Raw genomic sequence first — 13,473 nt, forward strand, 5'->3', positions numbered from 1 at the left:
ATACAAAAAGTGACGCTATCGTAGGTGACCGGCTGCGTCCCTCCGCATGCGCGCATGACACCCGAACCGGCATTCATGCAATGGATCTCATTCCTGCAGTTTCCTGCGGGAAACAACGTGACAAGTGGCCGCCGGCCGATTCAGCCCAGCGCCATCAGCTCGCTGGTCGGCCACTTGGGGGCATGGACGCGCCTGAGCCAATCCGGCAGGTCCTGGGCGGGCAGCGCCTCGGCAAAGAGAAAGCCCTGCATCGTCGCGCAACCGAGCCGGCACAGCACCTCGCGCTGGCGGTCGTTCTCCACGCCCTCGGCGATGACGCGCAGGCCCAGCGAGCGAGCCAGCGCGATGATGGCGGTGACCACGGCCGAACTGCGCTCAGTGATCCCCAGGTCGCTGATGAACGAGCGGTCGATCTTCACCTCGCTGATCGGCAACTGCGTCAGGTAGGCCAGCGACGAGTAGCCGGTGCCGAAGTCATCGATCGAGATGCCCACACCGCTTTGCGTCAGCCGGTGCAGCGCCGGGATGACCTCCTGCAGGTCCTTCATCAGCCCGGTCTCGGTGATCTCCAGCTCGATCGAGCGCAGCGGCACGCCATGCAGCAACGCAGCGTGCTGGATCTGGTCGACCAGGTCGGTGCGCTCGAAGGCCCGGCTGGGCAGGTTGATCGCCACGCTGAGATCCAGCCCGAACTGGTCGCGCCAGTTGCGGATCTGGCGCGCCGCCTCGCGGATCGCCCACTCGCTCATCGGCACGATCAGGCCGGTTTCCTCCGCCAGCGAGATGAACTCGGAGGGCAGCACCAGCTCGGTGCCGCGCTGCCAGCGCATCAGCGCCTCCACCCCGGTGACGCGGTTGCCGCCCACCTCCACCTTGGGCTGGTAGTGCAGCACGAGCTCGCCGCGCTCCAGCGCCTTGTGCAGGGCGCTTTCCAGCTCCAGCTTCTGGCGCCCCATGCCGGCCAGGTGGGGCCGGTAGACCTGCAGCGCATTGCGGCCCGCGGACTTGACCGAGTACATCGCCACGTCGGCGTTGCGAAGCAGGTCCACCACCGTGTGGCCATCGCGCGGGTATAGCGAGATGCCGACGCTGGCGGTGACGAAATACTCCCGCCCGTCCAGCAGCACCGGCGCACGCGCCACACGCAACATCGCCTCGGCCAGGGCCTCGGCCTGGGCCTCGCTGTCCACCTCGGGCAGCAGGGCCACGAATTCGTCGCCGCCGAGCCGCCCCACGGCTTCGAGCACGCGGTGGCTGCGCAGTGGGTGGATGTCGGACCCCAGGTCGCTCAGCTGGTCGCTGTGGTTCAGGCAGGAGCGCAGGCGCCGGCCGATCTCGACCAGCAGCTCGTCCCCGGCACCGTGGCCGAGGGTGTCGTTGATGCCCTTGAACCGATCCAGGTCGATCAGCAACAGCGCAAAGCCATGGCCCTGGTGGCGCGCGTGCTCCAGGGCGCGTTCAGCCCGCCAGATCAGCTGGCGGCGGTTGGGCAGCCCGGTGAGGGCATCGAAGTTGGCCAGCCGCTTGATCTTGTCCTCGATCATGCGGCGGTCGGTGACGTCCTGCAGCACGCCCGTGTAGCCGCACAGGCTGCCCTGCTCGTTGAACTCCGGCTCGGCCTCAATGTGGATGATGCGCCGGCGCCCGTCGGGCAGCGCCACGGTGGCATCGGTGTCCAGCACGGTGCTGTGGCGCAGCACCTCGCGCAGCAGCGCGGCCATGCCATGCCGCTCGGCACCGACCAGGGCTCGCAGCATCTGGCGCAGGCCCAGCGTCTGGCGCGGGCTGCGGCCCAGCACGCGCAGGGCCTCGGGCTCCAGCCTCAGGCCACGCGGCGCGGGCCGCCAGTCGAAGCTGCCCATGCGGGCCAGGTCCAGCGCGCGGGCCAGCTTGGCCCGGCTGCACATCAGCTCATGCTGCACGCGCGCCGCACGCAACAGGTTGCGCACACGGCCGATCAGCAGGCTCCATTGGGTGGACTTGACGAAGAAATCATTCGCACCGGCATCGTAGGCCCGCTCGATGGAGGCATCGTCGTCCAGCCCCGTGAGCATCAGCACCGGCAGCAGCTCGCCACCGGGCAGGCCGCGCAGCTGCCGGCAGGTGGCAAAGCCATCCATGCCGGGCATGAGGGCGTCCAGGATCACCAGCTGGGGGGTCCACTGTTGCATCAGGCGCAGGGCGGCCTCGCCACTGGTGACCTCGGTGACCTGCAGGCCCTGCTCGCGCAGGGCCGTGGCGGTCAGCAGCAGGTTGATCTCGTCGTCGTCCACCAGCAGGATGTGGGCCGGCGAGCGCCCCTCGTCGTCCTCCTCGCTCTGGCCGAACATTGCAGACTTCATGCCGGAGCCAGCGACCGGGCAGTCGCGCGCATCTGGCGCAGGCCGCCCTGCACGCGCAGCAGCTCAGCCTGGACTTGGTCGAGCAACCCGCCTAGCTGATCGAGGGGCCTGCCCTCCCGCAGGTTGCGATCGCACTGGGCACACAGCTCCGCCAGCGTCAATGCGCCCGTGCTGGCACACGAGGACTTGAGGGTGTGGACGACATGCCGCAGCGCAGCGACGTCCAGCCCGGCCCGTGCCTGCACGAACTGGGGCACGAATCGCTCTACCGATGCATCAAAAGCAGCCATCACCCGTTCCACGAGGTGATTCTGCCCGTCCGGGTCGAGCTGCCGCAGGCGCTCCAGTGCGGCCGGATCCAGGAGCGGAATTCCGTCACCGTTTTCTGCCCGCGATACCGGCGGCACCGGTGGATCCATTGAATCCTGCGGCGCGCTTGCCCCCGGCGCAGCACCGCGAACGGGCAACACGCGGCGCAGCACATCGAGCAGCTGATCAAGCCGGTAGGGCTTGGACAGGTAGCCATCGAAGCCCAGCCCGATCAACCGGGCCTCGTCGCCCGGCAGGGCATTGGCGGTGACGGCGATCACCGGCACCTGCGCTGCGGTGCAACGGGGCGCCGGCACGCCGGCACCGCTGCGCAAGCGGCCGAGCGCCTCGATGCCGTCCATGTCCGGCATCTGGATGTCCATCAGCACGAGGTCGAAGGTCTCCTGTGCCAGCGCCTGCAACCCGTCGACGGCACAGCGGCTGACCTGCACCGTCGCGCCACAACGCCGCAGCATCTGCGCCATGACCTCCTGGTTGACGGCGTTGTCCTCGACCACCAGCACGCGTGCATCGATGCGTGGCTGCAGCGGCCCCGGTGGCGGCGCACCCGGGCGCAGCAGCTCCAGGGCCGCATGCAGCTCGGCCTGCCGGACCGGCTTGTGCAGCAGGCCGCGGCAGCCACCGTCGGCCGCCTCCGGCGGCGCATCGTCCGCATCGGTGGAGGTCATGAGCAGCCAGGGCAGCGCCGCCAGGCGGGGGTGCTCACGCAGGACCCGCCCGAGGCCGGGGCCGTCCAGCTGCGGCATGTGCCAGTCCAACACCGCCAGGTCATAGGCGGGCTCGCCCGGCGCGATGTCGCCGAGGCGGGCCAGTGCGGCCTGCCCGCCGTCTGCCAGGTCGACCTGCATGCCCACCTCGCTCAGCAGGGCCGCCACGGCCTGGCGTCCGCCCGGGTGATCGTCGACCACCAGTGCCCGCCGCCCGCGCCAGGCCAGCAGGCCCGGTGGCCGGGCCGCCGTGGGGCCATCGTCGGGTGGCGCGGCGTGGACCAGGAAGGTGAAGCGAAAGGAAGAACCCTCGCCCGGGGTGCTGCGCACCGTGAAAGCGCCCCCCATCAGCTGCACCAGTTGCTGCGAGATCGCCAGGCCCAGGCCGGTGCCGCCATGGCGCCGCGCCATGCCGTCGTGGACCTGCGTGAAGGCGCTGAACAGGCGCGGCAGTTCCTGCGCGGCGATGCCCATGCCGGTGTCGCGCACGGTGCAGGCCAGCAGCTGGGCACCCGCGGGCGGCGCGGCGCCCTCGTCCCCGTACTCCTCCGCCCCGGCCACCTCCAGCGTCACCGCCACCTCGCCGTGATCGGTGAACTTGATGGCGTTGCCGATCAGGTTGGTCAGCACCTGGCGCAGCCGCAGTGCATCGGCATCGACCTGCACCGGCACGTCCTCGCCGTGCCGGTAGCTCAGCTCCAGCTGCTTGGCATGGGCACGCGGGGCGAGCAGCTCCAGCGTGTCCTCGACGACGCTGCGCAGGCCGAATCGACCCGGCTGCAACTCCAGCCGGCCGGCCTCGATCTTGGCGAAGTCCAGCACATCATTGAGGATCTCCAGCAGGTTCTCGCCGGAGCGGTACACCGCCTGGGCGAACCGGCGCTGCCGGTCATTGAGCACCGTGCCCAGCAGCAGCTCGGTCATCCCGAGGATGCCGTTCATGGGCGTGCGGATCTCGTGGCTCATCGTGGCCAGGAAGCGGCCCTTGGCCTGGCTGGCAGCCTCGGCGGTGTCGCGTGCGGCCTGCAATTGCAGCGCCTGCTCGCGCTCCTGGGTCACGTCGCCCAGCAGGCCATAGACGCGCAGGCGCCCGTCTGGCAGCGGCCGGGTGCGGGTCCGCCGACGCAGCCAGCGCAGCCCGTGCAGCGGATGGCGGATGCGCAGCATGACATCGGAGGGCTCGCCGCGCCGCTCGCGCAGCCCCTGCGCCGCCAGCAGCGCCTGGTCCTCAGCCAGCACGTGCGGCAGCTGCGGCCCGGGCGGCAGTTCATCGGCAAACTCGTCGATGCCGAGCATGTCGTGCACCCGCGGGCTCAGGTAGTGGTAACAGCCGTCCGCGGGGTCGATCACGAACACCCCTTCGTCGATCGACTCGACCAGCTCACGGTAGCGCTGCTCGGACTCCCGCAGCGTCTGCTCGGCGCGACGCATCTGCGTGACATCGCGCAGCTGGCTGATGACGATGCGCGGCGCACCGGCGCCTGCACCGACGCCTGCACCGGCACCTGCTCCACCACCTGGCCCGGCGGCTCCACCCCCGCCCACGGCCACGTGGCGCGCGGCCACCACGCGTCGGCCGTCGGCCGACTCCCAGACGAACTCATGCTCCACCGGCATGCGCCGGCCCAGCGCCTGGCGCACCTGGGGCGAGATCAGCTCGGCCAGGCCAGGCCCGAGCGCCTGCGTCAATGCCCGGCCGGCCACCGCCTCGTCGGCGGCGCCGAACTCCAGCTCGGCGTGGCGGTTCAGGGAGATCACCTGCAGGTCGCGCGCATCCAGCGCGACCAGACTGATCGGCAGGTTGTCGGTCAGCGCGGCCAGGATCTCACGGCCCTCATCGAGCCCGTGCTGCTGCTGCCGGCGCTCGGTGATGTCGCGGCACAGGCAGACGTACTGCAGCCGCCCGCTCGTCTCGTCGGCCACCAGGTCGGCGTCCACCTCCACCCAGTAGGCCTCAGCCGGTGCCAGGCAGACGGCGCCGCGCCGCGCCATGAACTCGATGCGGAAGGCCTCGCCGCTGCGAAAACGCTCGCGCAGCAGCAGAGCCGGGCGCACGTCGTCGACGTCACGCACCAGGACCTCCCACAGCGGTCGCCCCCGCACCTCCGCCGTGCTGTGGCCGGTGGTCTCGGCGAAGGCCGGGTGGGCCCACTCGATGACGCCCTCCACGTCGGTGATCACCGCGCCGCGGGCGGTCCGGGAGGCCAGCATCGCCAGGCGGCCGTACTGCTCGGCATGCACCCACTGGGTGCGCAGCGCCTCCTCGCGCTGGGCCGCCTGGGTGAGCTGCAAGCCCACCAGCTCCAGCAGTTGGCGCGCCACGTCGTCCGGCGCCGCCGGGTCGTGGAACTCCAGCGCGGCCACGGCGCGCAGCCCCAGCCGCACGGGCAGCACCAGCACCTGCATCACCTCGCGCGGGCGCCAGGGGCGGCTCGGCTGGTCGATGTAGGTCGGCCCGTAGCTGGTCACCAGCCCGGCCAGCGCCTGACCAAGCGGCAGTTCCTGCGCGCGCGCCAGGACCAGCGCATCGAGGTCGATGCAGTCGGCGTCCCCCCCCTGCGGGTCGGCCCAGGGCTGCACCAGCACGCCGTCGGCCTGCCAGTCGAACACCCGCAGCACCACGGTGCGTGTCGCACCCAGAAAGGGCCCCAGGTCCGCGGCGGCCTCGCTCAGCGCCCCAGCCAGGCTGCCACGCGCGTGCAGCCGCTGCGCCAGGTCCAGCGCCACCGTCAGCGGTGCCGGGCGCGCGCCCGTCGGCGTCACCGCCGCGGCGGCCGCAGGGCTCTCCGTCGACGCTTGGTCGGGCGGGCCAACCGCTGCGCCAGGCGCGGCCGACCCGGCAGCGGGGTCAGGCAGGCTGCCACCACGCGGTGATCGCAGGGAAGGAAATGGCATCGACAGGGCGGCATCAGCTTGGAAAACAGGCGCAGGCAACGGACCCCCACACCGACGGCGGCGAGCATAGGTGCTGCCATCGGCCGGCGCGCCCCGGCACCCGGGCGCGGCCGGGGAAGGCGCGCAATTTGCCCGGACTGGGCAAGTGCGCGCGGCACCCGGCCCTGCGGCGGCAGGATTCGGGATGGGCGCTCCCTACAATCATTTGCATGTCCGCCGGTACCGATCTCCAGCCCCCTGCCCTCCTGCCGGCGGCTCAGCGTGCGCCAGCCCTGGCGGCGGGCGAGCGGTCCGCGCTGACGCTGGCAGCCGGTGCAGTGGCGGCCCTGGCGGCCCTGCTGCTGCTGGCCTGGGCCCTGCCCCAGGCCCTGCCCGAGCCCCGGCTCAATCCGGGTGGCGCGGCCCTGCTGGTGCTGTTCGCTGCGGCCGTGCTGGTCGGCGGCGTGGCACTGGCGCTGCGAACAGCGCTGCACCACACGCCGTGGCGGCCCCTGGCGGCCGGCCCTGGCGCACCGCAGGCCCAAGCCGTCCACTCCGCCCAACCGATCGCCACGACGACCCAGCGATTTGCCAGCCCACTGGGCTGGCAGATCGACCTGCTGCGGCGCCTGCCCGGCGTGGCACTGCTGCTGCAACCCGCCCCCGGTGACTGGGTGGTGATCGCCGTGCACCGCGCTGCCGAGGCCGCACCCGGCCCAGGCGCCGACCCGGCCTGGGCCGACCTGCCTCCGGGGCTGTTGCAGGAGCGACTGCAGTCACTCACCCAGTTGCTGGCGGCCCATCCGCGCTGGCCGCAGGCGGCGATCCGGTCCTGCCTGCCCTCCGCAGGCGGCACGCCCGCCTCGGGTGACGCTGCGCGGGGCCCCAGCCCCACTGCGCGCTGCCTGCCCCTGGCCGATGGTGCCTGCGTGGCCTGGCTGCCACCGGACGGCGCGGCCACGCCGCTGCTCGACGAGCGCGAATCGATCGCCTACAGCGTGTCGCATGACCTGCGCGCGCCGATCCGGGTGATCGAGGGCTTCACCCGCATCGTGCGCGAGGACTACGGCCAGGTGCTCGACCGCATCGGCAACGACCACCTCGACCGTGTGCTCGGTGCCACCACGCGCATGAACAGCATGATCGACGCGCTGCTGGCGCTGTCGCGCCTGTCGTCCCAGCCGCTGGCCCGCCAGGCCGTGCCGCTGTCGCAGATGGCCAGCCAGATCGCCCAGGAACTGCAGCAGCAGGCGCCGCAACGGCGGGTGGAGTTCACCATCCAGCCCGGGCTGACCGCACAGGGAGACCCCACCCTGCTGCACAACCTGCTGGAGAACCTGCTCGGCAACGCCTGGAAGTACAGCGCCCGGCGCGAGGTGGCCCACATCGCGCTGCGCTGCACGCCGCGCCAGCTGCCGGAGGAAGAAGGCAGCAACGCCCCGCCGCGGACGGTCTACGAGGTGAGTGACGACGGCGCCGGCTTCGACATGCGCTTTGCCGAGCGTCTGTTCAGCCCCTTCCAGCGCCTGCACAGCGCCAGCGAGTTCACCGGCCACGGCGTGGGCCTCGCCTCGGTGCGCCGCATCGTGCAGCGCCATGGTGGCCAGATCTGGGCCGAGGCGGAGGTCGACCGCGGCGCGCGCTTCTACTTCACGCTGCCCTGACGGCCCCTGCCACCGCAGGGCACGCCACAGTCAGAGCTGCCCGGGCATCGACAACTGCTCCAGCGCCGCCACCATCGCGGCCGCACTGTCCTCGATCGGCCGGCCTTCCTGGCGGGCCAGGCGCTGCAGGCGCTCCAGCGCGGCCTGGCGCGGCAAGGACAGCCGATGCATGAGGATGCCCACGGCAAGCGCCACCGGCTGGCGCAGCGGGTCGGCCGACACCGCCTCGCCGGTGGGCTGGCCCGCGGCGGCCGGGATCGGGGGAACGGTCGATGGCGCGATCGCCTCCGGGCGAGCCGTCGACGGCGCTGGAGCACTGCGGGCACGCGCCTGCGCCTCGGCATAGGCCTGCTCGACCGCCGGCACGATCTGCGCCACGTCCAGTGGCTTGACCAGGTAGGCCAGCGCCCCGAGCGCCCGGATCTGCGCCAGCGTGGCCTCGTCATTGAAGGCCGACAGGAACATGAACGGGATGTGCAGGTGGTCGCGCAGGTAGGCGGCCACATCGAAGCCGCTCAGCCCGTCCATGCGGATGTCCAGCAGCGCCAGCTCGGGGCGGTGCTGGCGCGCCAGCAGGATGGCGTCGTCGCCGTTGTCCGCGTCGATCACCTCGAAGCCGGCGTGCGTCAGGCCGTGCACGACCGTGGCCAGCACCAGCCGGTCGTCGTCGACGACCAGCAGCCGCCGGCGCGGCGCTGGCCCAGGCGCGGGGATCTGCGGGGAAGGGAAGTCACTGCTCATGTCTGCCTGCCTGTCATCGGCCTGCCGGGGTGCGGCCGTCCTGTCGATCGGACGCTCGATCGATCATCGTCGTCATCGCCCGGCACTGTGCCATGGTCGGCCCCGTCATCCGGCCAGTGCCGCCGCGGCGGTTGCGACCGCCACGGCCGGGCGGGCCCGCGCCACCACCGGCGCCGCCAGCGACACCACGGCCACCACCCGGGCACCGCGCTGGCTGATGCCCAACGAGGCATGGCGGCGCGGCAGCAGCGCGCGCACCAGTCCCAGGCCGGAGACGGTGGCCGGCCGGTTCTCGATGCGGAAGTCCGGTGGCAGCTGGCCCTCGTTGCCGATCTCCACGCGCACCCCTTCGGCTTCACCAACCAGCCGGCAGCTCACCGCGATGTCCGAGCGGCTGTGCTTGATGGCGTTGGTGAGCAACTCGTTGAGCGTCAGCGCGATCGGGATGGACTCGGCCTCCGGCAGGGTCCAGTCCACCGCGGCGCCCTCCGCGCCGGGCTCGACGGTCAGCTCGATCGGCCGACCGAAGGTGCGCTGCACGGACTGGGCGATCGCCTCGACCACGCTGCGCACCGCCAGCGGCCCGACCTGGCCGACCTGCAGGCCGTACACCTGGGCGATCGCCTGCACCTGGCCGACCACCTCGGTGATCACGGGCTGCACCTCGGGGCGGCGCTGCCCCACCTGCTGCAGCAGCCCGGCCACGCCCTGCAGGTTGTTCTTGATGCGGTGGTGCACCTCCTGCACCAGCATCTCGCGCTGGGCGATGGCGGCGGCCAGCTCGGCGCGCTGTGCGGCCCGCTGCGCCGTCACGTCGGAGGCCACCAGCAGCACCTGGTCTACCCGCTCGCCCACGCGAGCCAGCGGCAGGAACCGAGCCTCCCAGGTCTGCGCGCCACCGTCCTCACGCGGCAGGACGTACTCGCGCTGGGTCACCGCGTCGGGCACCCCCAGCGCAGCGCGCAGGTCGTCGCGCATGCGCTGGGCGATCGGTGCGGGGTAGAGCTGCTCGGGCAGGCGACCCACGGCCACCTCGGCCTCGACGCCACAGACCTTGGCCGCGACCCGGTTGATCTGCCGCACCTCCAGCGTGGTCGCATCGAAGAGCGTGATGGCCATCGGCGCGGCTTCGATGATGCGCTGCAGCGAGGCCCGCGCCTCGGCGATGCGCGCCTCGGCTTGGCGGCGCTGCTCGATGTCCATGAGCGCGTAGGTCAGCTCGCGAGCACCGCTCACGCCCACCGTCGCCACCGCATTGCCCACCACCCAGAAGGTGCGTCCGTCACGTCCCTGCACGCGGCACTCGAACTTGACCGCCTCGCCGTCGCGCAGCTCGTCGAACAGCTCCAGGCTGTGGCGGAAGGGGTGGTACTCGTCGCGCGTGGCCACCGCGTCGATCGGCTGGCCGAGGAAGTCGCCCAGGTCGCCGCCGAACATGCGCCGCGCCGAGCGGTTCAGCCAGGAAATCACGCCCGCGTCGTTGACGGTGACGATGCCCACCAGCACCGAGTCCAGCACCGCCCGCGTGCGGTCGGCCTGCTGGCCCAGCACCTGCGCCATCTGCTCGCGCTCGCGCGCCAGGGCTTCCAGCTGCACCTGCTGGGTCTTCAGGCGGGTGATCTCCGAGAGCACCGCGATGGCCTGGGGCGTGTCACTGCCAGGTCCGCCCCCGGGGCCGGTGCGGCGGATCGTCAGCGCGTACCACTGCGCCTGTCCGGCGTCACCCGGCACCTCCAGCTCCGCCTCGTAGAGCACACCCTGGTCGAGCGTGTCGTCAAGCCGGTTGGAGGCGACGATGCCGCTGGTGTGCGTGGCCAGCAGGGCACGGATGTCCGAGCCCACCCCGGCGCCGGCCCCCAGGCGCAGCATGCGCTCGAAGCGGCGATTGCAGTGCATCAGCGTGTAGCCGCGCATCGAAGCGATGCCCGCCGGCGAGCTCTCCAGGATGGTGGACAGCTCGGCCAGCAACTGCTCGGCACGCTCCTGCGCCTGGTGCTGGTCGGTGATGTCACGCGTGACCACCGAGGTGGTTGGCCGCCCGGAGGCGAGGCGGCCCGGCTCGATGCGAGTGACCAGCCAGCGCAGCCCCAGCTCGGGGTGGTGGATGGCGTAGCGCGCCTCGCAGCGCTCACCCGCCTTGAGTGCACGCTGCAGCCGCTCGAACTCGGGCAGCGAGGCCGGCACCACCAGCTCGCGCCGCACCGAGGCCTGCAGCACGCCACCCGCCGACGGAGCACCCAGGCTGCCGCGGTCGGCGGACTCGGGCCCGCGCAGGGTGGCCAGGCCGACCCCGGCGGTGTCCACCAGCGTGCCCAGCTGCAGGCGCGCCATGTCGCGCTCCTCCTCGGCGGTGCGGTCCTCCAGCATGCACATGGTGCGGCGCTGTCCGCCACGCGCCTCGTAGCAGCGCAGCAGCGCCCGCACCCAGCGCGCACTGCCGTCGGGCCGGGGCAGCGGGCCCTCGGACGCCACCCAGGCGCCACCCGGCTCCAGCGCCACCGCCATGCGGCCATCTCCCCATTGCAGCACGGCGCGCACCGCCTGGCTGGCCTCGCGCAGCTCCACCAGCGCGCCGCCGACCAGTTCCTCGAAGGCCTGGTTGGCGCGCAGCACCAGCCCACCGTCATCGAACAGCGCCATGCCCAGCGGCGAGAGGTCGAACCACTGGTCCAGCTCGCGCGAGAAACGCTCGGCCTGCTCGCGCGCCACGTGCTCGACGGTGGTCTCCTGCATCACCACCATCAGCAGGCGGCGCTGGTCCTGCGTCAGGGTGAGGTAGCGCGCCGAGCGCACCCAGCGCAGCTGGCCGTGCTGGTCGAGCAGACGCTGCTCAACCAGCGCCGGCACGCGCGGATCGTGCGGGTCACGCTGCAGGCGCTCGCGCTCACGCAGCGCCTCGGCACGGTCCTGCTCGGGCAGCAGCTCGATGGGGTCGGTGCCGACGAGTTGCGCACGCGTGCAGCCGCACAGGTCGGCGTAGGCCTGGTTGACGTCGATGAGGCGAAAGGACTCGTCCTGCAATGCCACCGGAAAGGGCGACACCCAGAGCATGCCGTGCAGTTCGCGCAACGTGGCATCGCCGATCTCCAGCACCGGCAGGCTGCTGCTGACGCGCCGCCGCAGCGCGGCCGCATCCAGCGGCAGGCAGAGCACCCAATGTCGCGCATCGAGGCGGCTGAACACCGGCAGGGCGCCTCCTGCCGCGGCCAGCAGGGCCGGTGCGGCCAATGCCTCGCCGCTTGCCAGGCAACTGTGCAGCCAGTCCACCAACGCGGGATCGAACACCCGCCCGAGATCGGCCAGCACCATGCCAGGCTCGCAGGGAAGGCTGCGCAGCGCGGCCGTGTTGGCGTACTGCAGCCGGCCGGAGGCATCAAACGCCAGCAGGGGTTCGACCAGGCTGTCGAACAGCGTGCGCGGCAGCGCGTCGGTGAGAGCGGGTGAGGCCATGGGCCGGGGTGCCGTCAGTGGGGAACTGATAAAGCGTGCAGTGTATGCAGCGCTTCGCCCCTTGCGGCCGCCCATCGGCCCGCACGGTCACATCAGCTGCGTCGCACCGCTGAGGGCGTGCAGCAACGCACGGTTGACCCCCCTCATCTCCAGCAGGGTGGCCTCGGCATGCTCGCGGATGTCGTGGCCAAAGCCGCCCTCGGTGGCCCGGGCGAGTTGGAGGGCATGCAGGTAGGGCCCCCCCGATCCGAGCAGGGCGTGCTCGACGGCGTCCGGCACGGGGATGGTGTGCAGCAGCTCTTCGAAGGGCTTTTTCATCATGCGGTCGAGCAGCGAGAACACGCCGCAGATGAACATCTCGCCCTTGCTGTCCTCGTCGCCGAGTTCCAGCGCCAACGCCTCCATCATCAGGCCGCGGCGCACCGCGGCATACATCAGCGGGCGCTGGTCGGGGTCGTTGCCGGCGGTCACGAGCAGCAGCGCCAGCCAGCGCTTGAGGCGCTGGTAGCCCAGCAGCATCACCGCATGGCTGAAGGAGGTGATCTCCACGCTCAGGCCGAACAGCGGCGAGTTGATGTAGCGCATCAACTTGTAGGCAAGGCTCGGGTCGCGCTTGAGCGTGCCTTCCAGGTCGCCCAGGGGTACTTCGTCTTCCACCTGGTTGATCAGTTCGATGATGGCGCTGAGCTCTGGGCGCCCACTCTCCGCCGCAGGGCGCCGTGCCGGCGCGCGCAGCCCGCGCAACGTCGGAGCAGGCGCCGGCGCCAGATCCGCCCGGGGCACCTCGGCCAGGGGCCAGCCGATCACGGCGGTGGCACCCCGGTCGAAGGAGGCCTCCATCTGCGCCAGGTCGGTCACGCCGTCCTGCCAGAAGCCGATGGAGCGGCGCACGCCGGCAGGCACCACGCCATCGTTGCGGCGCTCGTCGGAGATATCGATGATCGAGTACTTGAAGCAGCCCAGCATGTCCTTGGGCAGCGGGTGGTCGGGTCGCCCCGACAGCAGCAGGCCATTGCCGTTGGAGGCCAGCGTCATGATCGACTCCCGGTGCACCGGGTCGCAGGCCATGAACTTCGGTACCTCGATCAGCAGGTTGGGGCTCGGCTGCACCGTCAACAGCTCGGCCAGCACGCTCTCGCTGCGGATCGACAGCGCGACCTTCGGACCGTCCGCCGGCCACACGCGGCCGAGCGAACTGAGCAGTTCGGCCACCGGCAGCCACTGGCCCGGCACGATGGGAAAGACCGACAACCGCGTCGCCAGCGTCTGGCGCTTGCGGTCGATCACCGGTGCGTAGCTGAGGGCCACCTGGCCAAGGATGGGGGCGTCCATGAGTGTTTGTTGTGCTGGTTGGAAATCGGGAAC

Annotated in this window: 6 protein-coding genes; 1 reads left to right on the plus strand and 5 read right to left on the minus strand. The window is 71.6% G+C overall.

The window, feature by feature from the left end:
• Positions 1-140: 140 nt before the first annotated feature.
• Entirely contained in the window at positions 141-2,342 is a 2,202-nt protein-coding gene (locus NGK70_RS18790; RefSeq protein WP_251970008.1) for a putative bifunctional diguanylate cyclase/phosphodiesterase, read from the minus strand.
• Positions 2,339-6,274 carry a response regulator gene (locus NGK70_RS18795; protein ID WP_251970009.1) on the minus strand — a complete coding sequence of 1,312 codons (3,936 nt, stop codon included), beginning with the start codon at positions 6,272-6,274 and terminating at the stop codon, positions 2,339-2,341. Before NGK70_RS18795 ends, NGK70_RS18790 begins: the two co-directional genes overlap by 4 nt.
• Before the next feature lie 209 nt (positions 6,275-6,483).
• On the opposite strand from NGK70_RS18795, the gene NGK70_RS18800 reads away from it, so the two are divergent.
• Positions 6,484-7,917, plus strand: coding sequence for a sensor histidine kinase (locus NGK70_RS18800; protein ID WP_251970010.1), 1,434 nt, complete (start codon positions 6,484-6,486; stop codon positions 7,915-7,917).
• 30 nt (positions 7,918-7,947) lie between these two features.
• On the opposite strand, the gene NGK70_RS18805 is transcribed toward NGK70_RS18800, so the two are convergent.
• The 3 genes from NGK70_RS18805 to NGK70_RS18815 form a co-directional block, all read right to left on the minus strand.
• Positions 7,948-8,658, minus strand: coding sequence for an ANTAR domain-containing response regulator (locus NGK70_RS18805; RefSeq protein ID WP_251970011.1), 711 nt, complete (start codon positions 8,656-8,658; stop codon positions 7,948-7,950).
• Positions 8,659-8,763: 105 nt separating this feature from the next.
• The gene (locus tag NGK70_RS18810) at positions 8,764-12,108 is read right to left on the minus strand and encodes a PAS domain-containing sensor histidine kinase (protein ID WP_251970012.1); all 3,345 of its coding nucleotides are present in this window, start codon (positions 12,106-12,108) and stop codon (positions 8,764-8,766) included.
• Positions 12,109-12,195: 87 nt separating this feature from the next.
• Positions 12,196-13,440 (minus strand): EAL and HDOD domain-containing protein, encoded by a 1,245-nt coding sequence (locus NGK70_RS18815; protein WP_251970013.1) that lies wholly within the window; start codon positions 13,438-13,440, stop codon positions 12,196-12,198.
• Positions 13,441-13,473 lie beyond the last annotated feature (33 nt).

Origin of the sequence: Sphaerotilus microaerophilus (genome assembly GCF_023734135.1) — a bacterium.
Taxonomy (GTDB): domain Bacteria; phylum Pseudomonadota; class Gammaproteobacteria; order Burkholderiales; family Burkholderiaceae_C; genus Sphaerotilus; species Sphaerotilus microaerophilus.

Excerpts from the sequence above, each read along its gene's own strand:
- NGK70_RS18795 (WP_251970009.1), bottom strand. The coding sequence starts at position 6,274 with ATGCCATTTCCTTCCCTGCGATCACCGCGTGGTGGCAGCCTGCCTGAC.
- NGK70_RS18790 (WP_251970008.1), bottom strand. The coding sequence starts at position 2,342 with ATGAAGTCTGCAATGTTCGGCCAGAGCGAGGAGGACGACGAGGGGCGC.
- NGK70_RS18815 (WP_251970013.1), bottom strand. The coding sequence starts at position 13,440 with ATGGACGCCCCCATCCTTGGCCAGGTGGCCCTCAGCTACGCACCGGTG.
- NGK70_RS18810 (WP_251970012.1), bottom strand. The coding sequence starts at position 12,108 with ATGGCCTCACCCGCTCTCACCGACGCGCTGCCGCGCACGCTGTTCGAC.
- NGK70_RS18800 (WP_251970010.1), top strand. The coding sequence starts at position 6,484 with ATGTCCGCCGGTACCGATCTCCAGCCCCCTGCCCTCCTGCCGGCGGCT.
- NGK70_RS18805 (WP_251970011.1), bottom strand. The coding sequence starts at position 8,658 with ATGAGCAGTGACTTCCCTTCCCCGCAGATCCCCGCGCCTGGGCCAGCG.